The 26,023-nt window shown below is 64.2% G+C and carries 29 protein-coding genes; 12 read left to right on the top strand and 17 right to left on the bottom strand.

Annotated elements, in window-relative coordinates:
* Positions 1-208 precede the first annotated feature (208 nt).
* Positions 209-1,630: a GntP family permease gene (locus tag BLT08_RS03635; RefSeq protein WP_090303405.1), complete on the top strand. Its 1,422-nt coding sequence runs from the start codon at positions 209-211 to the stop codon at positions 1,628-1,630.
* Positions 1,631-1,777: 147 nt separating this feature from the next.
* Here BLT08_RS03635 and BLT08_RS03630 read toward each other — a convergent pair whose 3' ends face one another.
* From BLT08_RS03630 to BLT08_RS03605, 6 genes are all read right to left on the bottom strand, one after another.
* Complete coding sequence (locus BLT08_RS03630; RefSeq protein ID WP_090303404.1) at positions 1,778-2,410, bottom strand: HemK2/MTQ2 family protein methyltransferase; 633 nt, start codon at positions 2,408-2,410, stop codon at positions 1,778-1,780.
* Positions 2,410-3,627 carry a mechanosensitive ion channel family protein gene (locus tag BLT08_RS03625; protein ID WP_090303403.1) on the bottom strand — a complete coding sequence of 406 codons (1,218 nt, stop codon included), beginning with the start codon at positions 3,625-3,627 and terminating at the stop codon, positions 2,410-2,412. Before BLT08_RS03625 ends, BLT08_RS03630 begins: the two co-directional genes overlap by 1 nt.
* 108 nt (positions 3,628-3,735) lie before the next feature.
* Entirely contained in the window at positions 3,736-4,587 is an 852-nt protein-coding gene (locus BLT08_RS03620; protein WP_090303402.1) for a 16S ribosomal RNA methyltransferase A, read from the bottom strand.
* A 64-nt stretch (positions 4,588-4,651) separates the two neighbouring features.
* A complete protein-coding gene (locus tag BLT08_RS03615; protein ID WP_090303401.1) occupies positions 4,652-5,248 on the bottom strand; it encodes a DUF655 domain-containing protein in 597 nt (198 codons plus the stop codon).
* A gap of 347 nt (positions 5,249-5,595) precedes the next feature.
* Complete coding sequence (locus BLT08_RS03610) at positions 5,596-5,952, bottom strand: RNA polymerase Rpb4 family protein (RefSeq protein WP_090303400.1); 357 nt, start codon at positions 5,950-5,952, stop codon at positions 5,596-5,598.
* Between the two features lie 6 nt (positions 5,953-5,958).
* Positions 5,959-6,267, bottom strand: coding sequence for a 50S ribosomal protein L21e (locus tag BLT08_RS03605; RefSeq protein ID WP_006090583.1), 309 nt, complete (start codon positions 6,265-6,267; stop codon positions 5,959-5,961).
* A gap of 277 nt (positions 6,268-6,544) precedes the next feature.
* Between BLT08_RS03605 and BLT08_RS03600 the strand changes: the two genes are divergently transcribed.
* A complete protein-coding gene (locus BLT08_RS03600; protein ID WP_090303399.1) occupies positions 6,545-7,231 on the top strand; it encodes a helix-turn-helix domain-containing protein in 687 nt (228 codons plus the stop codon).
* 69 nt (positions 7,232-7,300) lie between these two features.
* Entirely contained in the window at positions 7,301-8,485 is a 1,185-nt protein-coding gene (locus tag BLT08_RS03595) for a cystathionine gamma-synthase (RefSeq protein ID WP_090303398.1), read from the top strand.
* Positions 8,486-8,503: 18 nt separating this feature from the next.
* Here the strand turns inward: BLT08_RS03595 and BLT08_RS03590 are convergent, their stop codons facing one another.
* From BLT08_RS03590 to BLT08_RS03580, 3 genes are all read right to left on the bottom strand, one after another.
* Positions 8,504-9,235, bottom strand: coding sequence for a phosphatase PAP2 family protein (locus BLT08_RS03590; protein ID WP_090303397.1), 732 nt, complete (start codon positions 9,233-9,235; stop codon positions 8,504-8,506).
* 6 nt (positions 9,236-9,241) lie between these two features.
* Positions 9,242-9,871 carry a phospholipase D-like domain-containing protein gene (locus BLT08_RS03585; RefSeq protein ID WP_090303396.1) on the bottom strand — a complete coding sequence of 210 codons (630 nt, stop codon included), beginning with the start codon at positions 9,869-9,871 and terminating at the stop codon, positions 9,242-9,244.
* A gap of 157 nt (positions 9,872-10,028) precedes the next feature.
* Positions 10,029-11,024 (bottom strand): terpene synthase family protein, encoded by a 996-nt coding sequence (locus tag BLT08_RS03580; RefSeq protein WP_090303395.1) that lies wholly within the window; start codon positions 11,022-11,024, stop codon positions 10,029-10,031.
* Positions 11,025-11,157: 133 nt separating this feature from the next.
* Between BLT08_RS03580 and BLT08_RS03575 the strand changes: the two genes are divergently transcribed.
* Together BLT08_RS03575 and BLT08_RS03570 are read left to right on the top strand one after the other, a co-directional pair.
* Positions 11,158-11,847, top strand: coding sequence for an MBL fold metallo-hydrolase (locus tag BLT08_RS03575; RefSeq protein ID WP_090303394.1), 690 nt, complete (start codon positions 11,158-11,160; stop codon positions 11,845-11,847).
* Positions 11,848-11,933: 86 nt separating this feature from the next.
* Positions 11,934-12,374 (top strand): hypothetical protein, encoded by a 441-nt coding sequence (locus BLT08_RS03570; RefSeq protein ID WP_006090574.1) that lies wholly within the window; start codon positions 11,934-11,936, stop codon positions 12,372-12,374.
* A gap of 112 nt (positions 12,375-12,486) precedes the next feature.
* Here BLT08_RS03570 and BLT08_RS03565 read toward each other — a convergent pair whose 3' ends face one another.
* The 4 genes from BLT08_RS03565 to BLT08_RS03550 all read right to left on the bottom strand — a co-directional run bounded on the left by BLT08_RS03565 (position 12,487) and on the right by BLT08_RS03550 (position 16,579).
* Positions 12,487-13,803: an MFS transporter gene (locus BLT08_RS03565; protein ID WP_090303393.1), complete on the bottom strand. Its 1,317-nt coding sequence runs from the start codon at positions 13,801-13,803 to the stop codon at positions 12,487-12,489.
* A gap of 205 nt (positions 13,804-14,008) precedes the next feature.
* Complete coding sequence (locus BLT08_RS03560) at positions 14,009-14,275, bottom strand: elongation factor 1-beta (protein WP_090303392.1); 267 nt, start codon at positions 14,273-14,275, stop codon at positions 14,009-14,011.
* Positions 14,276-14,282: 7 nt separating this feature from the next.
* Positions 14,283-14,462: an HVO_2753 family zinc finger protein gene (locus BLT08_RS03555; protein WP_006090569.1), complete on the bottom strand. Its 180-nt coding sequence runs from the start codon at positions 14,460-14,462 to the stop codon at positions 14,283-14,285.
* Positions 14,463-14,698: 236 nt separating this feature from the next.
* Positions 14,699-16,579 (bottom strand): cation:proton antiporter domain-containing protein, encoded by a 1,881-nt coding sequence (locus tag BLT08_RS03550; RefSeq protein WP_175529226.1) that lies wholly within the window; start codon positions 16,577-16,579, stop codon positions 14,699-14,701.
* Between the two features lie 100 nt (positions 16,580-16,679).
* Here BLT08_RS03550 and nreA point away from each other — a divergent pair, with 100 nt between their 5' ends.
* Positions 16,680-17,981, top strand: coding sequence for a DNA repair protein NreA (gene nreA / locus BLT08_RS03545; RefSeq protein WP_090303390.1), 1,302 nt, complete (start codon positions 16,680-16,682; stop codon positions 17,979-17,981).
* Between the two features lie 140 nt (positions 17,982-18,121).
* Positions 18,122-18,316 (top strand): hypothetical protein, encoded by a 195-nt coding sequence (locus BLT08_RS03540; RefSeq protein WP_090303389.1) that lies wholly within the window; start codon positions 18,122-18,124, stop codon positions 18,314-18,316.
* Positions 18,317-18,393: 77 nt separating this feature from the next.
* Here BLT08_RS03540 and BLT08_RS03535 read toward each other — a convergent pair whose 3' ends face one another.
* Positions 18,394-19,470 carry an AI-2E family transporter gene (locus BLT08_RS03535; RefSeq protein WP_090303388.1) on the bottom strand — a complete coding sequence of 359 codons (1,077 nt, stop codon included), beginning with the start codon at positions 19,468-19,470 and terminating at the stop codon, positions 18,394-18,396.
* Between the two features lie 253 nt (positions 19,471-19,723).
* Positions 19,724-20,188 (bottom strand): DUF302 domain-containing protein, encoded by a 465-nt coding sequence (locus BLT08_RS03530; RefSeq protein ID WP_090303387.1) that lies wholly within the window; start codon positions 20,186-20,188, stop codon positions 19,724-19,726.
* Positions 20,189-20,427: 239 nt separating this feature from the next.
* On the opposite strand from BLT08_RS03530, the gene BLT08_RS03525 reads away from it, so the two are divergent.
* The 4 genes from BLT08_RS03525 to BLT08_RS03510 all read left to right on the top strand — a co-directional run bounded on the left by BLT08_RS03525 (position 20,428) and on the right by BLT08_RS03510 (position 23,715).
* A complete protein-coding gene (locus tag BLT08_RS03525; protein WP_090303386.1) occupies positions 20,428-20,688 on the top strand; it encodes a hypothetical protein in 261 nt (86 codons plus the stop codon).
* A 112-nt stretch (positions 20,689-20,800) separates the two neighbouring features.
* Positions 20,801-21,892, top strand: coding sequence for a helix-turn-helix transcriptional regulator (locus BLT08_RS03520; RefSeq protein ID WP_090303385.1), 1,092 nt, complete (start codon positions 20,801-20,803; stop codon positions 21,890-21,892).
* 294 nt (positions 21,893-22,186) lie between these two features.
* On the top strand, positions 22,187-23,011 hold the full coding sequence (locus tag BLT08_RS03515; protein WP_090303384.1) for a putative sodium/potassium/calcium exchanger: 825 nt from the start codon (positions 22,187-22,189) through the stop codon (positions 23,009-23,011).
* A 2-nt stretch (positions 23,012-23,013) separates the two neighbouring features.
* Entirely contained in the window at positions 23,014-23,715 is a 702-nt protein-coding gene (locus tag BLT08_RS03510) for a DUF7345 domain-containing protein (RefSeq protein WP_090303383.1), read from the top strand.
* Between the two features lie 74 nt (positions 23,716-23,789).
* Here the strand turns inward: BLT08_RS03510 and BLT08_RS03505 are convergent, their stop codons facing one another.
* The gene (locus BLT08_RS03505) at positions 23,790-24,488 is read right to left on the bottom strand and encodes a CPBP family glutamic-type intramembrane protease (RefSeq protein WP_090303382.1); all 699 of its coding nucleotides are present in this window, start codon (positions 24,486-24,488) and stop codon (positions 23,790-23,792) included.
* Between the two features lie 6 nt (positions 24,489-24,494).
* Positions 24,495-24,779 carry a DUF5789 family protein gene (locus BLT08_RS03500; RefSeq protein WP_090303381.1) on the bottom strand — a complete coding sequence of 95 codons (285 nt, stop codon included), beginning with the start codon at positions 24,777-24,779 and terminating at the stop codon, positions 24,495-24,497.
* A 195-nt stretch (positions 24,780-24,974) separates the two neighbouring features.
* On the opposite strand from BLT08_RS03500, the gene BLT08_RS03495 reads away from it, so the two are divergent.
* Entirely contained in the window at positions 24,975-25,976 is a 1,002-nt protein-coding gene (locus BLT08_RS03495) for a cell division protein CdpA domain-containing protein (RefSeq protein WP_090303380.1), read from the top strand.
* Positions 25,977-26,023 lie beyond the last annotated feature (47 nt).

The following is a 26,023-nucleotide window of genomic DNA, read 5'->3' as shown; positions in this document are numbered from 1 at the left end:
TCAATAAATACGTGGCAGTAATCTCCAGGAGGATAATCGAGTGCGATATCGCTTCCACAGTCACCGTTGTCGTCCATCAGCGACGCGGGATCGACATCGTAGCAGCGTACGAGGATCCGTGAGCCATTGTTATATTAATATGAACGGTTAGCTAATTTTACAGTCTCGATTACCTAGTTGTTATTAACCCGGTTCTGGATGGCAGCGTATGGCGTTCGAAAATCCCCTGATTGTCTTTGCAATCGGGTTGATTGCCGTAATCGCGCTACTCGTGTGGCTTCGATTACCCGCCGTGCTTGGTCTCGTTATCGCCGGGCTCATCGTCGGTATCGCGACGGCCGAGGTTCCGCTCGGTGACGTCCCGTCCGAGTTGGCCGTCGGCCTCGGTGAGACGTTCGAAGGGGTCGGGATTCCGATTCTGATGGCGGCCATCATCGGGAAAGCGATGATGGAGAGCGGCGCTGCAGAACGGATCGTTCGGGCGTTCCAGTCGAGGCTCCGCGAGGATCGCTCCTATCTGGCGCTGTGGGGGAGCAGTACCGCGCTGTCGATTCCCGTCTTCTTCGACAACGTGTTCTTCCTGCTGACCCCGCTCGCGCGATCGATGCGGGCCCGCACCGGCCGCGACTACGCGCTGTACATCGCCGTCATCGGCGCCGGTGCGGCGACGACGCACGTCCTCGTCCCGCCGACGCCGGGCCCGCTCGCGGTCTCGCTCGAGCTCGGAGCCGATCTCCTGTGGACGATGATTATCGGTGCGACCGTCGCTATCCCGACGGCGATCGTTTCGGGAATCCTCTACGGTAAGTGGATCAATCGACGCCTCGACGATATCCCGCTCCGTGAGACGGTCGGATCGACCGCCGAGGAGGCACACGAACTCGCGGAACGAGACATCTCGGCGCTGCCGGGCGTCTTCGAGGCCTCGCTGCCGATCCTGCTCGCGGTCGTCCTCGTCGCGTCGAACACGACGATCGACTACTTCATCGATCTGGCCGATGCCGGCGTCTTTCCGTTCGACCTGATCCACGGACCACTCGAGGCGGCACAGCCGGCCGCGGCCTTCGTCGGCGATCCGAACTTCGCGCTTACCGCTGCCGCGCTGGTGGCCGCACTGACCTACCTGCGCATTCGGAACCTCGATCGGGACGTCTGGAACGACGAACTCGTCGAGGCGCTCAAAAGCGGCGGTCACATCGCGGCGATCACCTCCGCCGGCGGTGCGTTCGGTGCCCTGCTCGCGGCGTCCGGTATCGGTGATCACATCGTCGAACTCATCAGCGTCGGCGGCGCCGGTATCTCGGTGCTGATCTCGGCGTGGGTCATCGCGGCGGCGATTCGAATCGCACAGGGCTCCGCGACGGTCGCGATGATCACGACGGCGGGGATCATGGCGCCGCAGGTACCGGAGCTCGGCGTGAGCGCGGTCTACCTCGCGCTAATTATCGGTGCCGGCGGCAACATCTGCTCGTGGTTCAACGACAGCGGGTTCTGGCTCATCAAGGAGATCGGTGGGCTCACGGAGGCCGAGACGGTGAAGATCTGGACGGTGCTGACCACGATCATCTCGGTGACGGCGTTCATCATCATTATCGCAATGGCGACGGTGATTCCGAACGTGCCGGCCTGATCGATTCGGACGGTTTCCGTCGCCACTCATTTCGACGAACGGTAGACAGATGCCCGATAGTCGGTGGCGACCGGCTGCGTTACCGTCTCGTCTCTCCGTATCGATCGGCCGACTCGACGAGAAGTCAGCGACGAACGAATCCGATACTTATCGAACTAACTCGAGCACCGTCAGCGTCTCGAAGGGGAAGGAGTCGTCCGCGATTGCGACGGCGCTGAACCCGTGTTCGCCGGCCTCTTCGACGACCTCGTCGACCCCCGTCAGGCTGCTGACGAGCAGGTAGACGACGCCGTCGGGCGCGAGCACGCGACCGACGGTAGCGAGGAAGGGGTCGATCACGGCCCGGCCGTCCTCCCCGCCCGACAGGGCGCGCTCCATCCAGTCGTCCCACTCGTTTTCCGGGTCGGTCGGGAGGTACGGCGGGTTGAAGGCGACGGCGTCGAACGCGCCGTCGGCGAACGGCGCGACGAGATCGGCGCGAACCGCCTCGAGGCCTCGCTCCTGGGCCTGTCGAACTGCGTGGGGATTCAGATCCGCGGCAATCACGCGCGCGTTCGTCTCCGCGTCGATCCGACCCGCGACATAGCCGGAGCCGGTGCCGACCTCGAGGACGAGCGGTCCGGTATCTCCGTCTCGTGGTTCGTCGCCTCGCGGTTCGCTGTCTCGCGTCTCGTCGTCGGCCCCCGCAAGTCGGTCGCAGGCCGCCTGCGCGAGCAGGCGGGAGTCTTCCGCTGGCTGGTAGACGTCCGTGTCGACGCCGCGTCGGTCCTCGAGCCCCATCAGTCGTCCTCCGCGGGCGTTCCGGCCTGGCTCTCTCGTTTCGGTTCCTCGGCCTCGTCGTCCGCTGACGAGTCGTCGACATCGTTGTCCTGGGGATCCAGCGACGATTCTCCCGCGTCCCGGTTCTCGTCCTCCGCGATTCGAAGGCCGCCGGTTTCGGCCCGGCCGGTCAGTTCGCGCTGCGGGTACGGGATCTTGATTCCCTCGTCCTCGAAGCCGTGCTTGATCGCGTGAATCGCGGCCGTCTTCGACTTCGAGAATCGGCGGGCGCTTGGGTTGTCGATCCAGAACCGCACGCCGAGGATGACCGCCGAGTCGGCAAATTCCTTCGTGATAACCTGTGGCGACGGCGCCGTCAGCGACTCCTCGAGCGCCTCGACTTCCGCTCTCGCGATCTCGGCGGCTCGCTCGACGTCCGTCGAGTAATCGACGCCGACGTCGACTTCGACGCGGAGTCGCCCGCGTTTCGAGCGGTTGGTCACCATACTCGAGGAGATGAGGTCGTTGGGAATCATGATGTACTCGCCGTCGAACGACTGGAGACGGGTGTTGACGATCGAGATGTCGGTGACGATCCCTTCCTCGTCGTCGACCTCGATCCAGTCGCCGATTTCGAACGGCCGGTCGAACATCAGGACGAAGCCCGCGATAACCGTGCCGAGCGTCTGTCGGGCGGCCATACCGATGACGATACCGGCGAACCCGGCCCCGACGAGCAGGCCACCGAGGTCGTCGATCCAGACGCCGAGAACGATGATGAGCGAAACCGACCAGATCAGCACCTGCGAGAGGCGGTGCGTGATCTCTCGCTGGTGGTCGGTCACGGCCGTCGCCGAGCCGAGCACCTCGCGGAGCACTCGGCGGACGAATCGAGTGACGATGAGCGTCCCAATAACGAGAACGAACGTGAACACACCGCGCGCGATGACGTCGCTGCCGAGATCCTGATCCGTGTAAATCGATTGAATTTCGCTGGTCTGGTCCCAGACGCCCAGGACGATGGCCAGACTGAGGAGACAGGTCGAGATCAACACGCCCATCGAGATGATATCGCTGTACAGCGGTCGCGTGCGCTCGGTGAGCCAGTCCTGTAGCTGGCGATAGGAGAGGAGAACGATGAGGAGGAGACCGACCGCTGCGAACGTGACCGCGAGCCTGCCGTTGGTCGTCTCGAAGACGTTCGATAGCCAGTCGAACCCCGTCAGTATCTCGGACATAGGTAGTCGTCGTCTCTCGAGGCTGTCGTCCGCGTAGCTACGAGTATCCGTCGGTCGGTGTCGACACTGCCAACAGTTCTCGGTCGTCCGAAAATGGCCGTCACGGCCTTACTGTCCCTCACCCACCGCGCTGACGTCGGCTGCGAGCTGGGCCAGCGCCGCGAACTCCGCCGGTGCCATCGCACCGGCACGCTTCTGGAGGACCGCTTCGTCTGCCGCCTCGACGACCGCGTCGGGCTCCTCGAGCCCCGAAATATGGGCCGTGTTTCGAATCCCGTTCCGGATCGTCTTCCGGCGCTGGGTGAACAGCGCCTTGACGAACCGCAGGAAGAACTCCTCGTCGTCGACCTCGTAGTCCGGGTCGCGCGGCTCGAGTCTGACGACCGCGCTCTGGACGGCCGGCGGCGGCGAGAACGCCTCCTTCGGGATGGACTCGACGAGTTCGGCGTCCGCGTAGTGCTGGGTCGAGACGGAGAGTCGGCCGTACTCGGACGTCCCCGGTTCGGCGACCATCCGCTCGGCGAACTCCTGTTGAAACATCAGTACCAGGGGCCGTTTTTCGGGCAGGAGTCGGAACGTAATCTCGCTCGAGACGCCGTACGGGAGGTTCGAGACAGAGGCGGTGAAATCGGGGAGGTCGACCTCGAGGGCGTCGCCCTCGATGACCGTCAGCCGTCCGGCATCGATCTCCTCGCGGAACTCCTCCTGCAAGAACGCGGCGAGCGTTCGATCGCGTTCGACGACCGTCACCTCGTCGTCCTCGTCGCCCATCGCGAGCAGGCGGTCCGTCAGCGCGCCCGTTCCGCCGCCGATCTCGAGCAGGTGGGAGGTGTCGGCGTCGATCTCTGTTAAGTGGGTCGGCAGTCGATCGAGGACGCGGTCGTCGACGAGAAAGTGCTGATCGCGGTCCGGATCGCCCCGGACGCCCGCCCGGGCGATCAGTCCGTCTGGATCTCTCATTGCCGGCGCTACGGATGGGGGCGGTGTAAACGCACCGTCTCGCGGATTCGGCGGCGAAAATGAGCTACTGATTCTGTTCCTGCTCGCGCCGCCCGACGAACGTCTGGTATTTGAGGTCGTCGTCGCGCAGCTCCTCGAGGATGCGCTCGACTAACACCTCGTCGGGGTCGTGGAGCCCGGAGACGCGTTCCGAGAGTTCGTCGAAGCTCTCGAAGGGCTTGCGTTTTCGTTCGTCGAGGATGCCGTTACGGAGTTTCTTTCCGATCCCCGGCAGGAGGTTGAGCTGGTGGAGACGCAGCGTGATCGGCTGGGCGTCGTTGTAGAAGTCGACGAATCGCTGCTCGTTCTCCTCGACGAGATCGGCGACGACGTACTCGAGTTCCGACTGGGCGCCCGAGGAGAGATCCTCGTAGTCGACCCGGTGGGCTTCGGTGACGATCTCGCGCTCACTGGGTGGTTCCACGACGACTTCGCTCCCGATCGTGAGTCGCTCTTCCTCGTCGAAGGCGACCTGATAGAGCTGGAAATCGTCGATCCCGAGGGCGTACCCTGCTGGTGACTTCTCGTACTGTGGCCGGCCGTCGTCCGAGAGCCCGTGTGCGAGATAGTCCAACACGACTGCGCGGCGGATATCCGTCCCGTCGCTGTCGGCTTCGCTCATTGGTTTTGGATACGTCGAGGGCGTACTTAAAGAGTCGGCCCGCCATCGTGGGACGGGAAGCGCCGTGCCCGGCTATCGGAGCCACTGAACGTGACTGCACACCCGATCGAGTCGAGCAGCGCGGTCGATCCGCCGGGCGCTCGCGGACGCGGCGATCGAACCGACCGGCAGCGACTCCGGTCGCCGCCAACGGATCGAGATGCAACTGGTCGAGTCGTACTGAACCGTCGTCGTCAGAAAACGCACGTTTCGAACGGCGCTGGCTCAGACGGTTTGCTGTACCGATGTATCGGTGGGACCGCAGGACGGTTCGCAGTCCCACCGAAAATAACTCACAGCAGACAGTATCAGACGTACTGCGCGAGGACGTTGAGAATCTCGTCGAGTTCGTCGCCCGAGAGCGTGTAGCGCTGCTGGGCGTACACCGAGCGGAGTTCGTCCCGGTTGCGCGGCAGCAGGTTCGCGATCTTGTACGCAGTCGCTTCGTCGACTTTCTCGAGTTCCTGCAGGTCGTCGACGAGGTTTTGGGCCTCTTCCGGCTCCAAGACGGTGAATCGGTTGACGTGTTCGATCGCTCGCGCGAGTTCGTAGCGCAGTTCACGCTCTTCGTCCATCGCGCGTTCGGCTTCGATGTCGGCGAGCAGCTCCTTCGTCTCCGAGATCGTCAGGAACTCCTCGTCGACGATCTCTTTGAAGATCGTCATCCTAACTCAGATCCGGTTCTTGTCCTGGTTCTGTGCGCGCATGTGTGCCGCGGTGACGATCAGCGTCTTCTCCTTGCCGCGGTCGCTGATCTGCACCTTGAAGGCGTCGCCCTGTTTGCCGACGACTTCGCCGGTCTGTCCGTCGAAGCGCGGGTGGTAACGTCCGTTCGGAACGCTTGGGTCGATCTTCAGGTGGACTTTCTCTCCGTTCTCGTACTCCTGAATCGCTCGCTGTGGCGGCGACGTGCCGCGGTCTCGAGGAGCGTTCGCGAGTTTCCTCCGGGTTCCCTGACGAGGGCCATTAGAGTGTGGCATAGTCGTACGGCCCTCTTGAGCGCTGATCGTTATAAAACGCACGTCTTTCGGCTACCAGTTCCGCCTCGGCCCTCGTTCACACGGACCCGCCGCTCCGGAATGGTCAGACGCTCTCATGTCAGCGTCGCTCCCACTGGGGGTCCAATTCGAGCCGATATCCGTCCGTCCTCTCCCGTTCTGGCTATCGAAACGGATCGTTTCGCCGGTTCGGGAAACCACGACTTAACCGCCCGTTTGTGGACGGATAGTTATGCGTGATGGCTCCAGTTGAGAAGATATGCGCCACTACGACGTTCGGCTCTCCCCGGCGGACGGGTGGTTTCACCCGTTCGAGAAGCGAATCGACGAGTGCGAGGGGGTCGAACGCGTCGCGATCCAGCGGATCCGCCTGGCGACCGACGAACTCGGGGTAATGCTGTACGAACTGGGTGGCGAGTTCGACCGAGTCGAGGCGTTCGTCGACGACGAACTCGGCTCGTTCGACTACTGGCTCGAGGCCTTCGGCGACCGAATTCTGCTCTGCTCGCAGTTCGTCCCGAACGAAACCGTTCGCGCGCTCCTCCGGATTACCCGTGAGTTTCAGGTCTTCCTCGATCCGCCGATGACCTACGTCCGCGACGGCGACCTGCGGGTGACCTACCTCGCGACGGAGCCGTCCTTCCAGCGGGCGATGGCCGTCGTTCCAGACGGCGTCGACGTCGTACTCGAGACGAAACAGCCGTTCGAACCCGACGAGAACGTCTTCCTCGCGACGCTCACTTCCCAACAGCGCCGACTGTTTCGGACCGCGATCGATCTCGGCTACTATGCCTCGCCCCGGGAGACGACCTACGACGAGATCGGCCGCGAGGTCGGCATCGCCGGCGGCACAGTCGGCGAGCACCTCCGGAAGATCGAGGCGAAACTCGTCGATCACGTCGTCTCGGAACCGATCTCCGAGTCGACGCCACCCCAGCAACTGTAGGTTCCGGCGACACCGTTCCGATCGCCGCCGAAAGCAAGAGTAACCCCGTTGCAGTCCGTTGGGCCCGGTATGGACGACCGCGAGCGCGACGGCGACGACGACCAGTACCGACTCGAGACCCGTTCGATCCACGCCGGACAGGACCCCGACGCGGAGACGGGCGCGCTGATGACCCCGATCCACGCCAACTCGACCTACGAGCAAGACGCGCCCGGAGAGCATCGGGGCTACGAGTACTCGCGAACGGGGAACCCCACCCGAACCGATCTTGAGGCGAACCTCGCGAGCCTCGAGAACGCCGACTACGGCCGCGCGTTCGCCAGCGGCATGGCCTCGATCAACACCGTCCTCAACCTCCTCTCCGCCGGCGATCACGTCGTCACGGGAACCGACGTCTACGGCGGCACCCACCGTATCTTCACGCAAGTGTACGAGGAGTACGATATCGAGTTCACGTTCGTCGATATGACCGATCTCGACGAGATCGAGGGCGCGTTTCAGGAGAATACGGAACTGCTGTGGCTCGAGACGCCGACCAACCCGCTCATGTCGATCGTCGACATCGCGGGCGCGTCCGAGATCGCCCACGCACACGACGCGCTGTGTGCCATCGACAACACGTTCGCGACGCCGTACCTCCAGCGACCGCTGGATCTCGGCGCCGACATCGTCTCCCACTCCCTGACGAAGTACCTCGGCGGCCACTCGGACGTCGTCGGCGGTGCCCTCCTGACGAACGACGAGGATCTGGACGAACGACTGGGCTTCTACCAGAACTCCGTCGGTGCGACGCCCGGTCCGTTCGAATCCTTCCTCGTCCTCCGGGGCACCAAGACGCTGCCCGTCCGCATGGACCGCCACTGCGAGAACGCCCGCGCGATCGCGGCGTGGCTTGACGACCATCCCGACGTCGACCGGGTGTACTACCCCGGCCTCGACTCTCACCCCGGCCACGAGATCGCCGCCGAGCAGATGGACGACTTCGGCGGCATGCTGAGTTTCGAACTCGACGCGAGCCTCGAGGAGGCGAGCGAGGTCGTCTCGAACACCGAGATCTTCACGCTCGCGGAGAGTCTCGGCGGCGTGGAGAGCCTGATCGAACAGCCCGCGCCGATGACCCACGCGGCGATCCCCCGCGAAGAACGCATCGCCGCCGGTCTCACGGACGGCCTGATCCGGGTGAGCGTCGGCATCGAACACGTCGACGACCTGATCGACGACCTCGACGGGGCGATCGAGTCGGCGCTCGACTGATCCAGTCGCGACGCGTCGTTAGGAGGGATCTCCGACGCCGACCGGCCGACGGTCCGTTGCGGCGACGTGCCACCACAGGAAGCCGCCGACGCCGGCGACGAAGAGGCCGAGTTCCCAGAAGCTGAACGGTCCGACGAACAGACTCGCGAGCAAGCACACCGAGGCGGAGCAAAGGCCCCCGCCGAGTGCGATCGCTACTCGGCGCTCGGGATACCTCGAGCAGAGCCAGAAGCCGACGAGGAGGACCGCGTTGCCGATCACCGCGCCCGCGATCACGTCGACGAGGTAGTGAACGCCGAGGGTCATCCGAGTCAGGCCGACCAATGAGACGATCGAGAGCGCGCCGAGGTACCGCTGTCGTCGGCTGCCGACGGAGAGATACCTCGCGAGCGACAGGTAGACGATCGTCGTCGTCACCGCGTGGCCGCTGGGAAAGCCCGCACCGCTGTCGACGACGGCCAGTTCGTACAGCGGCCGGAGGAGCGAGGGGAGCGCCTCGAGCGCGACCAGGGGCTGTTCGGGACGCGGTACGGGAGCGACGATCTTGATCGTCCGCCAGATCCCCGTGCCGGTGACCAGCAGGCCGGCGGTCACAACTGCGTCGTTGCGGTCGTGAAACCAGTAGAGACAGCAGATGAGCAGCGTCGCGAACCAGATCGCGCCGAGCTGAGTCGCCATCGCAGTCGGAAACGCCAGCGCTTCCGGGACGATCTCCTGGAGGGCGTCGACCTCGCCGAAGTCACGTGCCATGGCTGGTCAGGTCGTCCAGGACATGAGCACGAACAGTCCGAGGAGCGCGAGGACGACGTACACCGACGGCTGGTGAACGACGGTGCGTCCCGAGAGCAGTCGCGCCTTGTTCGTCCACACCGAAATCGTGTTCAGGAGCATCACCGGCCGGAACAGGTCCCGCTTCCGAAACGGTTCGCAGATCGAAAGGAGTTCGTCCGTCCACTCGACGAACGGCTCGATATCCGCGTCGCCGTCGTCCGACTCGACGAGCACGCTCAATTCGATGTTTTGCTCGAACGCGACCCGCGTGAGATTGATCGAGCCGACCATCGCGGTCGGGTGGTCGCCGGTCCGAACGTAGAGTTTCGCGTGGAGACAGCCGTGTGGATACTTGTACAGCTGAATCCTGTCGTCGAGTTGCTGGAGGTCACGGGCGATCGAGGGCGTGAACTGATCCGCGGTCGGACTCACGACGACGACGAGTTCGTTCTCCGGGGACCGTGAGAGAAACCGCTCGATATCGGGGCGGATGAGTCGGTACGCGCTGTTGGTGAAGTAGCCGGTCACGAGATAGATCGTTCCGTCCTCGTCGAAGAGCCGTGTAATCCCATCTACGACCGTCGTATCACCGCACTGGTTACTAATTAATTCCATTCGAGATACCTCATTCAGCTATCCAATTCAGTGTAGCAACCTTCGATTCTGTCGGCATATACTTTTTGTTTCGTTGAAATGAATGGCACAGAGTCGCAGACGGAAGTCGATCGACTCCGCAACTGTCCAGGGAGCGTTCTCCCGTTCGTCCCCGCGATTAGTTCGACGGGCGGTTCGCTAACTGCGCCCGAAAGATCGTCTCGAACCCCTCGAGATACGCGCGGAGATCGACGCTCTCAGCCGCGCCGACGAACTGCGCCGCCTCGTCGTACTCGCAGCGCCAGCGATCGACGAAATAGGCCTCGATATCGGACTCGCGGATCGCCGTCACGATCGGTTCGACAGCGTCGTCCGTCGGCCGCGCCTCGAGTGCCCGTAGTTCGTCGATCGAGATAACACCGGACTCGAGCGCGCGGACGACGACGCCCGAACTGTAGTCGCCTTCGGCCAGCTCACGCTCCCACGTCGCGATCCAGTTGCCGACCCGGGCCATCCGCTGTGCCCGCGTGACGACCTCCCGAACCGCCGCGAGTTCGGCCGCGTCGAACGACGACGAGTACGCGAGATCGATATCGGCGAAACAGAGCACCATCATGTTGTGCGCGTCGTACGTCCAGAGTTCGCGCTCGGAGGCGAGCCCGGGATGCTGGGCCACCAACGCGGAGTAGTCGACCGATTGGAACGCCTGCCGGAGATCGAACCGGAACAGTTCCGCAAACTCTTCGGCCCGCGGCCCGTCGTCGTACAGGGTTCGCAGCTGTGCCCAGAGCTCCCGTTGAAATCGGACGTACTCGCCCGCGACGCCCGCTCGAGTCGGATCCGCGTCCTGATGTTCGAAGGGGACTTTCAACAGTTCCGCGAGCGTCTCCCGGTCGCCGTACCGCTCGGCGACGTCGTCGACGACGGTGATGAACATCGTGGCGAGAGTCTTCGCGCTGCGAGTTCGCCGGACGCAATCTGCATCGACACACGAGAGGCCGAACTCGGCCGTCGCCCGGTAGAACCAGCGCCAGAGGGAGCGGTCTCGATCCGCGATGCGCTCGTCGTAGGCGTCGGCTATCGGCCGAACGGTTTCCGGGAGCGACTGCGAAGCAGCGTCGGCGAACGGATCTGTCTCGACCTCGAGGAGAGGACGGTCGGATATATTTTTCATTACTATAACAATATAACGTATTGGACTTATCATTTTTCATCATTGCATCAGCGCACGCACAGAATATGTTCGGGTAAGAGAACTGCAGTCAGCGACGAACAACGCTTTCGTTCTGGCGGTGAACGTCTGGCGTATGGGAACGAACGAAGATCGCGATGCGGGCGTTCACACGCTTCCGATGACGGTCGACTACGGCGGCCGAGAGCTAACGATCACCCCGACGCTCGTCGAGACCGATCGCGGGCCGGTCCTGATCGACGTCGGCCCGCAAGGGACGATCGACGCCATCCGAACTCACCTTCGATCGCTCGGCTACGAACTCACGGATATCTGGCTCGTCCTCCTGACCCACCACGACGGCGACCACGCCGGGGGTCTCGCGGAGCTGCTCGAGCACGTCGACGCGGTCGTCGCGACCCACCGGAAGGAAGCGCCGTACGTGACGGGCGAACGGGATCCGATCAAGGGCGACGGCGATCGGTATCCGCCGGTGGCCGTCGATCTGGAACTCGTCGGCGGCGTCCGAATCCCGACGCTCGCGGGAGCGATGGACATCGTCGACACCCCCGGCCACTCGCCGGGCCACGTCTCGTTACACTTCCCCGAAGACGGCCTACTGCTTGCCGGTGACGCGCTCGTCGCGGACGGAAGCAGCCCGATAGACGGTCCAAAGGCCGAGTTCACACCGGATATGGACCGCGCGCTCGGATCGGTCGCCGACCTAGCTGCCCTCGAGATCGAACACGTCGTCTGCTTCCACGGCGGCTACGTCGACCGCGGCTCCGAGGCGATCGGAGAGATCGCCGAGAGCCACCGCGAGTGAGTGCTTCGGGCTCACCCCATCCGGCTCTCGGGTCCCGGGCCCCCGAAACGGAATTCTCATCGGGCTCGAGCGACAACGCTCGCACAATGCGAATCGAACTTCGCGTCTGCCAGCACTGTCTCGACGGCGACGACGGACACGGCGGCCACCACAAGTCGGCACTCCTCCAGGATATGGTCGCCTGTGCCGAAGTGATTCAAGAGCACAAGGACGTCCTCGACCTCGAGGACGTCCACATCCGGAAGGTCAAAGATACCGAGCAGGGAAAACCCGAGGCGCTGCCGGTCGTCGCGGCGACGATCCAGAACAACCAGATCGTCCTGAACGACACGCAACTCGTCGCGGAGGGCCAGGACGGAAACATGCTGCTGTACGCGAACCCCGACGACATTCTGACGGTGCTCGCGGGCAACGTCGACGAGATCAGCAAGGCCGTCCCCGGCGACGTCACCGTCGATCTCTCGCCGAAGGGTGCGGAGATCATCTCCAGCGCCGGTCTCGGCGCGGATCGCGAAAAACAACCGTAGCGTCCGTCGGGTCGGTCGACTCGGGGAGGTCGGCTCCGGCAACCGCTTTTCGCTGGCGGCTCGAGTCGAGGTGTAACGGCCGAATCGAACCGACCGACTGTCTCCGATACCGCTAGTCCGAACTCGAGGCTGCCTGATTCGGCGGCGACACCTCCTCTCTACGATCTCGGACGAGCAACCAACACGAGCACAGGAAGCCGACGGCGACGGTTCCAGCGAGGATGCCGAAGGCGATCCGGTAGCCGAACTCTGTGTAAGCGACGGTGCCGCCGACGGTTTCTCCGGTCTGATAGGCGTCGAGGGCTACCCCCATCACCGTCGGGAGGATCGTCCCGCCGACGAACCCCGCCGTGTTCACGGTCGCCGTCGCGACGCCGCTGGCGCCGGCCGGATACCGTTCCTTGACGACCGACAGCGAGAGCATCGCGGCGCCGAAGAGGAAGCCACACGCCAGATAGGAGACGGCGACGACGGCGAGCGGCGGTCGGCCGAAGACGGGAACCGCAGCGAGTGCAACCGCGAACAGCCCGATTCCGACGGTCATCGGCAGCAGCCGCTGGCCCTGTCTGTCGGAGAGCCAGCCGATGGTCGTCGGGCCGAACAGCACGCCGATCGACGCGAGGAGCGTGAAGTACGACGCCGTCGTGACGCTCAGGTCGTAGACGACGACGATGTAGGGGACGCCCCACATCCCCACCAGCGTCAGCATCGCGCCGTTGCCCGCGAAGAACACGATCGAGAGCAGCCACTGATCGAGGTCTCGCACGAGCGTCCGCAGGTGGCCGCCGATCTCTCCGAGCGTGACCGACGGCTGTTCGGGAACGCCCTCGATCGGTTCTAGCCCGGCGTCGGCCGGCGACTGACGCGCGAGGACGTAGACGGCTCCGGCCGTGACGAACCCGACGCCCGCGAGGCCGAACATCGTCTCCCGCCAGCCGAGCAGTTCGACGGTGACCGCGAGCGGCGTCGTCGCGAGAATCGCACCGAGGCCGGCCACGCTGCCGGTCAATCCGGTCATCGTCGCGAACTCGTCTGCGCGATACCAGTTCGCACAGAATCGCAGAATCGAGACGAAGATGACGCCGCTGCCCAGGCCGATGAGCGCGCGCGACCCGAACGCCGCGAGGTAGCTAGTGCTGAGCGCGAAGCCCACGGCCCCGACGCTCAGGACGACGGCACCGGCCGAGCCGACGTACCGCGGCCCGAGTCGGTCGGCGAGGACGCCCGTGGGAATCTGGATCGCCGCGTAGATGAGGAAGAACGAGGCGTGCAGCGTGCCGAGCTGTGCCGCCGTCGTCTCGAAGTCGGCAGTCAGCCGTTCCGACAGCACGGCCGTCGACAGCCGGTGAAGATTGACGAGCAGGAAGACGATCACTAGCGCTCCCCACGCGAGCCACCGGCGTTTCGTCGGATCCGACAGGACGTTCACGTCGACACTCTTTCTCAGGCGGGATGGTAAGAATTGTGAGATCCGCGCGGCTGGAGGAGTGCGACTCGAGGCCAGAGCGTCACGTCAGCGGCTGTTTCTCGAGCCACGCTACGGCGACTCACGAGTCACGGGGCGGCAACGAACGGCGCGATGCCGACGGCTCCTCGGCGTGTGTGGTTGCTGAAGAATTCGGCCGAAGACCGGATCAGATACGGCCGACGTTCTCGACGCCGACGCTCTCGACGCCCTCGACTTCCGAGAAGTTCTCCTCGACGGTCTCCGTCCCGCCCGAGCCGTCAGGGACGATCACGGTGGGGTAGAGCGCGATGAGACCGAAGGCGACGTCCTCGCGTTCGACGCCGTTGATCTTCGCGCCTTCTGGAAGGGCGCTCTCGAGACGCTCCTGGAGCGAGTCCAGGTCGATCTCTGGGCTGTCCGGCATGACCTTGATTTTGGCAGCTACTTTTCCCATGGGTATCTTACGGGCCGGTGAATCCGCAGTCGGGGCACTCGTAGAGGTTGCTCTGCTTGCGGCACTTGGCACAGCGGTAGATCTGGGCGCCACAGTCGGGACACTTGAACGCAGCGGCGTTCGTGCCCGCGATGTTGATCCCGCAGGAGACGCAGGATCGGGTCTGCTTGTCGTCCGTCGTACTCATACCCCTCCCTTTCCGCCCGCCGTTTTTAACGGTTGTCTTTTGGGGGCTCGAGACCGGTACGCTATCCACGATGCGTGTTGACGAGTGGTATGGGACGATTCACCCCAGCGTTTTCTGAGCCAGAAAACACCCGGCTGGGTACTTTATATTCCAGCCGAAAGGGAAGGATGAGGTTCGGTTGGTGAACGCCAGCCCGGACCTCTGCCTCTGACATTCTGCGGTCGAAACTGCAGCCGTCAGTCGTGCGGATGAAACCGCCGGACGGCTGCTTTCACCGCATCCTCGCGCCCGAGAAACGTCACCTTGTCTCCCTCCTCGAGAACCGTGTCAGCACCGGGGACGTACGTCTCCCCCTCGCGCGCGATGACGGCGACGATACAGCCGTCGGGGATCTCGGCGTCTAGCTCGGCGATGGTCGAACCGACCAAATCGCTGGCGGTGACCGAGATCTCCTGGGCGTCGTGGCCCTCCCCGATCTGGGTCATCCACTGGGCGAGCGCGGGTCGTTCGATCTGATTGTCGAGCGACCACGCGGTCGCGCTCGAGACGTCGATGGCCCGGACGTCGAGCGTCTCGAATGCGTCGACGTTTCCGGGCGTGTTGACCCGCGCAACGACGGTCTCGACGTCGTATTTCGTCCGGGAGAGCTGACAGACCAGCAGGTTCGTGTCGTCGTCCGCCGTCGTCGCGACGGCGATCTTCGCGTCCTCGATGCCGGCCTCTCGCAGCGTTTCGTCGTCGGTGCCGTCGCCCTCGTGGGCGGTGAATCCGTCCCGTCGGAGATCCTCGACGATGTCCGGGTTCTCGTCGATCAGGACGACGTTCTCTCCGCGATTCTCCAGTCGTGTGGCGAGCGACCGGCCGACCCGGCCGCCGCCGACGATGATGGTGCGCATTGGAATGACCTGAAAGTACTCCGCGATCTGGCGGGCGAGCCCCGCCTGCAGGACGACTGTGATGAAGATGACGAGAAAGACGGTGCCCGCGAGCGTCTGGGCGGCCTCGAACTGGCCCGCCGCCTCGAGTTCGATGGCGAACAGGGTCGCCACCGACGCCGGAATAATCCCTCGGGGACCGACGAACGAGAGGAAGAGTCGCTCGTCGCGACTGAACTGGCGATCGGTCGCCGAGAGCGCGACGAGGATGGGGCGGATGACGAGCGTGACCGCCACGACGACGGCGATACCCCCGAGTCCGAGTCCGAGCAGCGAGTCGACGTCGATCAGCGCCGCGAGCGAGATGAAGACGAACGAGAGCACGATCAGCGTGAGGTCGCGGTTGAACTGGAGGATCTCCTCCCGGTGGGGCAGGTCGACGTTACCGAGGACGAAACCGGCCGTCGCGGCTGCGGCCACGCCGGTTTCGGAGAACACCGACTCGGCGAGACCGAACGCGGCGAGCGCGCCGACGAGCGTCACCAGCCGGGCCAACTGCGGCGCGTTCCCCGCCGGCGTCGTCGCGTGAACGAGAATCGTGCGGACGAGAAGCGCGATGACGATCCCGATACCGATCCCCGCCGCCAGCCGCTGGAGGAACGCCGGCGGAATCAGCTCCGGCGAGTCCCCGACGACGAGGACTTCGAAGATAACGATCGCGAGCACGGCGGCGGTGACGTCGTTGAATATCCCCTCGGCCTCGAGGGCGGTGCCGACGTGTTCCCGGAGCGTGAGCACCTCGAGCAGCGGCGTGATCACCGTCGGGCCGGTCGCGATCAACAGCGCGCCGATCAGGAAGGCGACGTCCCACTCGGTGCCGAGGAAGAATCGAACCGCGAGCGCCGTCCCGATAAACGTCAACGCCGCACCGATCGTCATGAGTCGGACCACGGCCTGTGGGGCCTGCTCGAGTTTCTCGCGCCGGAGGTGAAAGGCGCCGTCGAAGATGATGATGGCGACGCTGACGCCGACGACCGTCGAGAGTCCGTCCCCGAAGGTCTCGATGGTGACGAATCCGAAGCCTTCCGGGCCGACGATAACGCCGATGACGATGAGAAAGAGCACGCTGGGGACCTGCAGGCGTTTGGCGAGCACCTGCGCGCCGACGCCGAGCGCGAGGATCGCGATCACGACTGACAGAAGATCCACGGGTGTGCGGAGGTGTACCACGAAGCAGTACATAACGACTCGGACGATTTCGGTCCCTGAAACCGTCCGATTGGGGCCGACCGTCGGCTCGCAACTCAACATTCAAACCCGGTCCGTTCCTACACGCAACCGAATGCGCCTCGACGACTACATCGAGGATCTCGAGCCCGACGAGGAGGCCGAGCGACGCCGCCTCGCGAAGGAGAAGTCCTACGCGATCACGGACCATCTCGAGGAGTTCGAGCAACGGTTCGACAGCGCGCTCAGCGGCGACTCCCTCGTGGGATCGACGGCGCCGTCGATCTTCGTCGGCCGGTCGAACTACCCCGACATCCCCGTGGGACTCCTCTCGCCGGTCGGCGACGAGGACGCGGCCGAGGAGTACGTCACCGACGGCAACTGGTACCAGCAGGGGTACGACATTCCGGACGTGCTCCAGCGCCGCACGGGGCTGTTGAACTCCAGCAAGCGCGCGAACGTCGATTCACCGAGCATCGCGAGCCGGATGGCTCCCTCCGTCCACGACACCTGGGACGGCTTCGTTGGCGTCCAGCGGGAGATCGCCATCGCCGGCAAGCCGGTCGACCTCGAGATCGGCCTCGACGACGCGCCGGATCTGGGACTCGACGCGGGGACGGACGTCGCGACGCCCCGCGGCCCCCGTGCTAACGCTCGCAACGCCGAACTGCGGGAAAATCCCTACGTCCCCAAGCAGGTCAAGAAGACTCTCGAGGACGACGACTGGCAGGCCCAGGGCGCGATGACCTACCTCTATCGTCGCGGCTTCGACGTCTACGAGATCAACTCGATCCTCTCGGCGGGCGCGCTCGGCGAGACGAAACAGCGCCGCCTCGTCCCCACGCGCTGGTCGATCACCGCCGTCGACGATACGATCGGCCAGTACCTGCGCGGTGGCATCCGAAGCAAACCAAGCATCGACGAGGTGCAGGTCTGGGCCAACGAGTACATGGGAAACCGCTACTGGGTCGTGCTTGCGCCGGGCAACTGGGAGTTCGAGCTCGTCGAAATGAAAGCCCCCGGCAGCATCTGGAACCCCAATCCTGGCGACGATGTCTGGCTCCAGAGCGCGAGCGAGGGGTACGAAGGGCGCTCGAGCTACGTCGAGGAAACGGCCGGAGCCTACTACGCCGCCCGGTTGGGGGTCTTGGAGTACCTCGAGTCGATCGGCCGCCAGGCGAAGTGTCTGGTCCTCCGGGAAGTGAGCGACGACTACTGGGCTCCCGTCGGCGTCTGGCAGGTCCGCGAGAGCGTCCGAAACGCCTTCGAGGGCGAGTACGGCGAGGCCGAGACGTTCCACGAGGCCGTCGCCGAGGTTTCGACGCAGTTACCGGTCTCCTACGCCCGACTCCGGCGAAAGTCCGAACTCGCCGCCGGGTTGCAGTCGAACCTCAGCGCGTTCTCTCGAGGCGGGTAGTCTCGACGACCGGCGGCCCACCCATCCCACTCGATCTGAACCGCTTTTGCTTCCTCGAGTGGCTCTGACAGGATGATTCTCCTCGAAACACGCCGTCGAGAACCCGCGCCTCTAAACCGTCCAGCGCCGTACGATCGGGTATGTGGCTCGCACTCGTCAGTACCGAACTGCTCACCGTGATCGCGATGCTCGCGTTGCTCGTCGGGGTCCCGCTGTTCGTCGTCGGCGTGATCGCGGTCTTCTCGGCGTACGTTCGGTTCGACGCCGAACAGTACCTCGAGGAGGTCGACGCGAGCGAGGGCGAGCAGGTCGGCGGGGACGACGAACGGCGGTGAGTGGGACCGGGAGAACGAGCGGTAGTGAGCACGCGACTCGAGACGCGACTGACGACGACGCCAGATTCTCGCTACGACTACTCCGCCTCCGCGAGCTGTCCGTCGGACTCCGCATCGGCCGGCTGCGAGTCACCCTCTTCGACGGTCAGGTTCATCGTGTTGAAGACGTTCAGTCCGGCCTTGAACACCGCGAGCAGAACCGGGCCGAGGAACAGTCCCATAATGCCGAGCAGGTAGATCCCGCCGATGACGCCCACGAGGACCACCGCCGGATGCAGTCCCGAGCCGCGGTCGACGAAGATCGCCCGCAGGTAGTTGTCGACGATCGAGAGGACGGCAATCCCGTACAGGAGCATTACGGCCGCGGTAAGCGGATCTGCCGTGATGGCGAGGTAGACGACGGCCGGCCCCCAGACCAGCCAGACGCCGACCGCCGGCAGGAACGAGACGACGATCATGACCACGGTCCAGAACGCCACGTTCGGGACGCCGAGCAAGTAAAAGCCCAGTCCACCCAGCAGCCCTTCCACGACGGCGACGAGGACGTGACTGTAGATCACCGCCCAGGTGACGACCTCGATCTCGTCGAACAGTTCGTCTCGAACGTCGTCCTCGAGCGGTGCGATGTCGCTGACCCAGGCGACGAACCGGTCGCCGTCAACCAACAGATAGTACAGGAGAAACACCAGCACGAGGAGCCCGAAGCTCATCCGAATGCTCGCGTTCAAAAGCCCGATCAGCTCCTGTAGGACGATCTCGACGGAACCGGAGAGCGAGCCTTCGATCTCCGCGAGGAGTTCGGACTCGAGTTCGTCGAGCACCTCCGCCTCGATCCCGAGTTCGAGGGCTGCGGCCCTGAGTTCCTCGACGGCGGCGAGTTCGTCGAAATCGTCCAGAAAGGAGAACACGGTCTGGAGCACGACGATCGAAAAGTAGATCAGCGGGACGACGGCGGCGACGATCGCGAACGCGGTGAGCGCGAGCGCGGAGAGACGAGCACCGAGTCGCTTCTCGAGTCGCTCGTGGGCCGGGTAGAGAACGAACGCGAGGAGGCCCGCAGCCAGCACGTACTGCAACAGCGGGGCGACCAACAGGGCGCAGATCACGCCGAGAGCGACGAGCAGGAGGGCGAAAAATGCGGTTCGAGCGTCCATACTGTCACGTGAGGCGAACAATACGTAAAGATTGACATTTGGGGCGCAAACGGATTCGAAATCACGAGTACGGCGGCTCGAGCGAGTCGACTCGGTGGAAACAGTGGCGAGCGGCGGTACAGAGATAGCGCAAGCGGGAGTGCGGTTGTCAGTCGACAGGCGCTCGCAGCGTCGTACGGACTACTGGAAGTCAGTTCCGGTGCAACCGAAACCGTCCTGCGGTTGCACCGGTAAATCGGTACAGCAGACCGTATCAGTCGGTGACTTCGGTATCAACGGAGTCGAGCCGCTCGAAAACCTCCTCGGTGAGATCGCCGGTGGTATCGATGATGTCGTCCCACGCTTCGTTGTCCGGTGCCGTACCCAGCAGTCGGGCGACCTTCATGATCGAGAGGTGGTAGACCCGCTGGCGTTCTGGCTCCTCCTGCCAGACGATCATGTTGCAGGGAAAGAGACCGCCGATTTTCATCGTCTCGTCGAGTGCTTGATCAGCGATGTTGGGATTGCAGGCCCCGAGCACGTAGTAGGGATCACGGTCGGCGTCGACCTTTTCGTTGAGCAGCTCGGAGGGCGAGAACTCGACGGGAATGCCGAAGCCGACGTCCTCACAGACCTCGCGGACGTGTTCGATCGCGTCCTCGTGGTCCATCTCGAGGACGGCCTGTTTCTCGCCGAAATCCTCCGGGTCGATCGTCGCGGGGTCTATTGGCAGTGACATACCCACTCTTCACCGTCGTGGCTCAAATACGTGTGGTCGAAACGCGGCTGGCAGTCGGTAGATTCGTGTCCGCGAGCGCGAACCGGACGCGGTTTGTGGAGTCTCACTCGGTGCGGATCTTGACCGACGCATCTCGAGGAAACCCGGGGAAAACGGGCGACAAACCGCCGAAGAATCGGTGCAAGCCGAGGTAACGAACTGACCGGTTAATGCCGGTGAGGGTCCGTCGAATTGGTGTGATGAATCGATACTTACTCGTGCTCACGATCGCCTTCGTCGTCCTCGTCGGGGGGACGGTTGCAGCGACGGCACAGCCAACTAACGGGGCGACAGCCCAGGGCGAGGGGCCGCCGGTCGACTTGCCCGACCCGGTTCCCGATTTCGTGACGGGTCTGCTTCAGTCGGTTAACGACTTCGTTAGCGGCGTCCTCTCCGCACTCGGCGAGGCCATCCAACGTTTCGTTCCGGGTGCCGGCGATGCTCCACCATCCGGAGCGTAAACGGTCGTAGATTCGGGTACCGAGGGTTGAAACATCTAACACGTTGGCTACCGTTTTGACAAGAATTATCGAGGACCGATTATTTTAAGCACCGCTGGTAGCACGGTGGCGTATGAATCTCCGCGTCGTGCTGGTGGTCCTCCTCGTTGGCGTCGGGACCGTCGCTGCCACGCCGATGGCGGTCGCCCAACCGAGCAGCTCGGAGTCGGTCTCCGTCGCGGGAGAGCCGGAAGAGATCGACGCCGACGAGACGCGGCTCGATATTTCGCTGGAGGAAGACGGCAGCGCCGAGTGGTCCGTCGAGTTCTGGGTTCGTCTCGACGACGACGAGAGCACCGAAGCCTTCGAATCCATCAGAGACGATATCGATGAGGACCCGGACGCGTACAGGGACCAGTTCGCGGATCGAATCGACGACACCGTGGCGACGGCGGTCAGCGCAACGGATCGGGAGATGTCGGCCGAGGAGTTCACCGTCGAAACCGCCCGTCAGTCGTTCGGTGCCGAGTACGGGGTTGTCAGATACACGTTCACGTGGCACGGCTTCGCCGCGGTCGACGGCGACGAACTCCACGCGGGCGACGCGATCGAGGGACTGTACCTCGACGACGAAACGCGGTTGTCGATCGGGTGGCCCGAGGCGTACGAACTCGTCTCGGCCGAACCCGACCCGGACGACCAACGTGACCGGACCGTCATCTGGCACGGAAGCGAGACCGACTTCGTCTCCGGCGAGCCCAGCGTCGTCGTCTCTTCCGGTGGACTCGGCTTCGGAACGATAGCCATCGGTGCGGCCGCGGTCGTCGTCGCCGTCGGAGCCGGTGGGATCTGGTGGTACCGAACTCGTTCGTCCGCCACGAACGAACCCGCCGACGCCCCCACGTCACCCTCCGCTGCGGAGGCGAGCGACGCCGATGCCCGGACGGCGACAGCGGGGACCGACGACACTCCCGATCCGCGGGACGACCTGCTCAGCAACGAAGAACAGGTTCTCCGCCTGCTCGAGGAGTACGGCGGGCGGATGAAACAGCAGACCGTCGTCGAGGAACTGGAGTGGACCGACGCGAAGACGAGTAAGGTCGTAAGCACCCTCCGCGAGGAGGGCGAACTGGAGTCGTTCCGTCTCGGACGCGAGAACGTGCTGTCGCTTCCGGCGGACGACGAGGCCTCCGATACGGCAGCCGACTCGATCCAAAACGGGTGAGCGATCGTCGGCGACGAGGCGCCAGCCGTTACCGACGGATTCCACGGTTGGGGCCGCCGGTAGCGGTGAGCGGCCGGTACTGTCGGCGTCGATCTGAGAAACGCAGTGGAGTGGTCACGAACTGCTCTCGAGGAAATTGACGCCGGCGAGCACGCACTCGCGCTTCGACCGACCAACTCGAGAAATCGCCAGACTGCAACGGATCGAAAATGGGAGAAAACGTCGGAAACGGTCGTTGAACCGGAGTAATCAACTCGAGTGTATATCACCGGTTACTCCATAGGATGAGTTGTCATGAACCGACTCACGACGATCATACTGGCGGTCGCACTCGTCGTCTCGCTGGCAGCGATGCCACTCGGCGCGGCGGGTGCCCTCGCGAACGAACAGAACCAGAGCGACGACGAATCGATTGCCCCCGGCGAACAGCTAACCGGTGCCATCGGCGTACAGGAAGCGGAGCTTCAGGGTGAGCTCTCGGAGCGAACCTACGGCATCGCGCTCGCGAACGCACAATCCGACGACGAGCGAGCGGACGTCGTCGAAAAGCAGTTCGCCGACGCCGAAGAGCGATTCGCTGAACACGAAGAGCGCCTCGAAGCGCTCGAAGAAGCCCGCGAATCCGGCGAGATTAGCGAAGGACAGTACCGAGCTGAAGTCGCGACGATCGCCGCGGAGACGGCCACGGTCGAACGCGTCGCGGGAGACGCCAGCGCTACCGCGGGTGAGTTGAACGAGTCCGTCCTCGAGGACCGAGGGATCAACGCGAGCGCGATTGCAGAGCTCCGAACCAATGCCGCCGAACTCGGCGGTGGCGATGTCGCCGCGATCGCACAGTCGATCGCCGGTGACAGCGTCGGCCAGTCACCCTTCGCGGACCGTGAACCGGGAGCACCGATAGACACGCCGGGCACGGATCGGGGCAACGATGCCCCACAGCAGAACGAAACCGCTCCAGACCGCGACGCCGATGACGGATCGGCTGGCGAGGACGCGGACGAAACCAATTCGACCGACAACGCAAACGTAACAGACGAACCAGAATCCGGTAGCGACGACTCGGAAACCGCGAACGAAGCCGAGCACGAAGAAACCGACAGCCACAGTGGTGACGAGTAACGATGCAGCGCGAACTCGCTACCGTAGGCGTCATTTCGCTCCTCTTCGTGAGCGCGTTCGCACTGCCAGTCGCCGCATCGAGTTCGAACAGCGGAGAGTCCGTCGAGGAATCAGCGGTTCACGTCGACCTCGACGCAGACGGAGATGCCACCGTGTCGTTGATTTCGATTTACGACCTCACTGACCCGGACGAACGTGATGCGCTCGAAACGCTTCGGGAGGACGAATCGGCACAAGATGAGTTACTGGACCGGGGCGCTGATCGGTTCGATTCAGTTGCGACAAACGCGGAAGCCAACGTCGGGCGCGAGATGACGGTGGCTACCGAATCGGCCGACGTTTCCGTCTCCGACGACCGCGGAATCGTGACGCTCTCCGTGACCTGGGAGGGACTGGCGGCAGTCGAAGACGACACGCTCGTCGTCACGGAACCGTTCGCAAGCGGATTCGACGCCGATCGATCACTCGTCGTGACCGCACCAACTGAGGCGACGATCGAGTCGTCGACACCGGAACCGACGACGCAAGACGAGACTCGGGCGACGTGGGACGCCGAAACCGATCTCGACGGATTCGAGCTGACGCTTTCGGGAGCGACGACGGCGAGCGACGACGCGAGCGACGGAACTCCCGGATTCACTGGAGGTGTTGCACTCGTCGCCGTCGGTCTCGCCGTCGCCTCGTTCGCCGCGAATCGTCACTGATCGGTCGATCGCTGATCGGACCGTGACCGTCCCGGTATCGGTCGCGACGAATTTTCTTCGTTTGTGAACTCGAGTCACAACGGAACCGGCAGCCACTCGAGGTGTTGCAACGCCGACGTCGGATCGAACAGCGGATCGTGAACCACGAGCCAGTCGAGCAACACGAGCCCGGCTCCGTGGGCGATGACGGAGGGGAGAATGGAGTTGGACTCGTAGTCCACCGCGCCGAAGAGGATGTCCGTCGGTCCCGACAGCAAGAACTCGATCGGCGGTTTCCCGGCGTGGTGGATCATGTAGACGACGGGGCTGATGAGCACTGCCTTGAACCCGATCTCCCTGACGCCGACACAGAGCAGGCCGCGATAGTACGTCTCGGCGGCCAGCGCAAGGATGAATAGCTGGACCGCGTGGGGCACGAATTCGCCCAGTGCGGCCGACGTCTCCCACATCGGATAGAACGCTCGGATCGTCGGCAGCGTCGAGCCGATCAGGTAGAACGGGAGGACGAACAGCGAGAGCAACACCGCGTTCCGGACGGCGACGCGGTTGATGTTCCAGCCGATGTGGTTCCCGTGCGTGAGGCCCAGAGCGAGCGGGCCGCCGATCAGTAACAGTCCGTCGACCCAGACCCGTCGCTCGAGGTCGCCCGGGACGTAGTTCATCCACAGAATCGTCAGGATCGCACCGGTCAGCAGCGACTTCTGGAACCACGAGAGCCGATCGAACTGGTCGCGAAGCCACCGACCGCCGCTCCGGGCACCCTCGGTCGCCACGGCTACTTACTCGTCCGCCGTCGGGATCGGTCCGGTGCCGATAACCGCTCGAACGTGATTTTCGAACTCCTGGTGGCGCTGGAAGTACGTCTCGTCGATCTCCTCGAGAATGGTCGACAGCTCCTGTGGCCCGTCGGGCGTTCGGACGACGCTGTCGCCCTCGAGTCGATCGATCTCGCTTTTCTCTTTGGGCCAGACCAGCCGGGACGTGACGCGGGCGAGGGGGGCACCCTCGACGGGGGTCGGCTCTCCGAGTGTCACGGCTGGCTCCTCGTCGTCCTCGTCGCTCATGAACGGGGGTTTGCGAGCGCGTCGATTCAAGCTTTCGTTTCCGGAGGGGAGGCGGTTCCGGAGTCGGCGGTTCGCTTCACCGGCCGATCGGCCCGACAGCGGTGGGAATCCCGACGGTTCGGCGTCGTGTGACCGCTCTATCGCACGACGTGTGTCTGACGTATCGTTTTGTGGTGGGAGTCCGAACACCCGTGCATGACAAGCCTGACCGAGGCCTACGACGGGAGCGCAGGGGAGGTGGCGAGCCCCCAGCGTCTGTACGCGGGGACGGCACTCGTCCTCGTCGGCGCGATCCTGGCGGTCGCGGCCGTACTCGTGGCGACGACCGACCTCTGGAGCGGGCTCGCCGCATCGCTCTCTCCGAACATCGACGCCCACTACGCGTCCATCCGTGTCGCCGGCGTGCTCGCCGGCCTCGGGGTCCCGGCCGCGCTCGTCGGCGTCTTCATCGTCCTTCCGGCCGGCCGTCGGGTCCAGGCCGCCGCGGCGATCAGCGTGAGCCTGTGTCTGCTCGGCGTCGTCCTCTTCTGGGGCGCCTACCCCAACGACTGGCGATCTTACGGCGACGACCACACGCTCCGCGTCTCCGCAATCTACCTGCTCGGCCTGTTTACGGCCCTCTGGAGCCTGTTCACCGCCGTCGTCAACTTCAAGACCCGCAACGACCCCGGCGGCGCACTCGAGATGAACGTCACCCGGCACAACCAGACCGTCGTCGAAGTCACCGAATCGAACGAGTCGACCGGCTTCGGCGGCATCGGCTTCTTCGGCGGCACGCCGGACGGCGACGTCGAGACGCAGACCAACGATTCAGAGTCCGACGGAACACGACTGTCGTACGACGAATCCTCGACCGCCTCCGAATCGAAATCACGGTCGACGACGGGAACCAGTGCCGGCACCGGCCGTTCCAGTGGCTCGGCACGTCCTCGAGCGCCGACCGCCGGTACCCCGACCAGCGACGGCGGGACGGCAACGTCGGATCTCTCCTCGCCGCTCGACGCCGGTGACGGCCGCGACGCCGAAATCGTCGGCTCGGAGCCGGCCACGCCGAACGAACCGACAGACCAGTACTGCGGGAACTGCGGCCACTTCGAGTACGTTCGCTCGTCCGAGGGAATGGTCCCGTACTGCGGCCGCCACGACGAAGCGATGGACGACATGGACGCCTGCCGGGAGTGGACGCCGAACAACTGATTTTCCGGTCGCCGATTCGCACTCGAGCCCTTCGCTTTGTGGACGAA

It is taken from the genome of Natronorubrum texcoconense (assembly GCF_900100335.1).
Taxonomy (GTDB): domain Archaea; phylum Halobacteriota; class Halobacteria; order Halobacteriales; family Natrialbaceae; genus Natronorubrum; species Natronorubrum texcoconense.
This window is presented reverse-complemented; position numbering and strand designations above follow the sequence as displayed.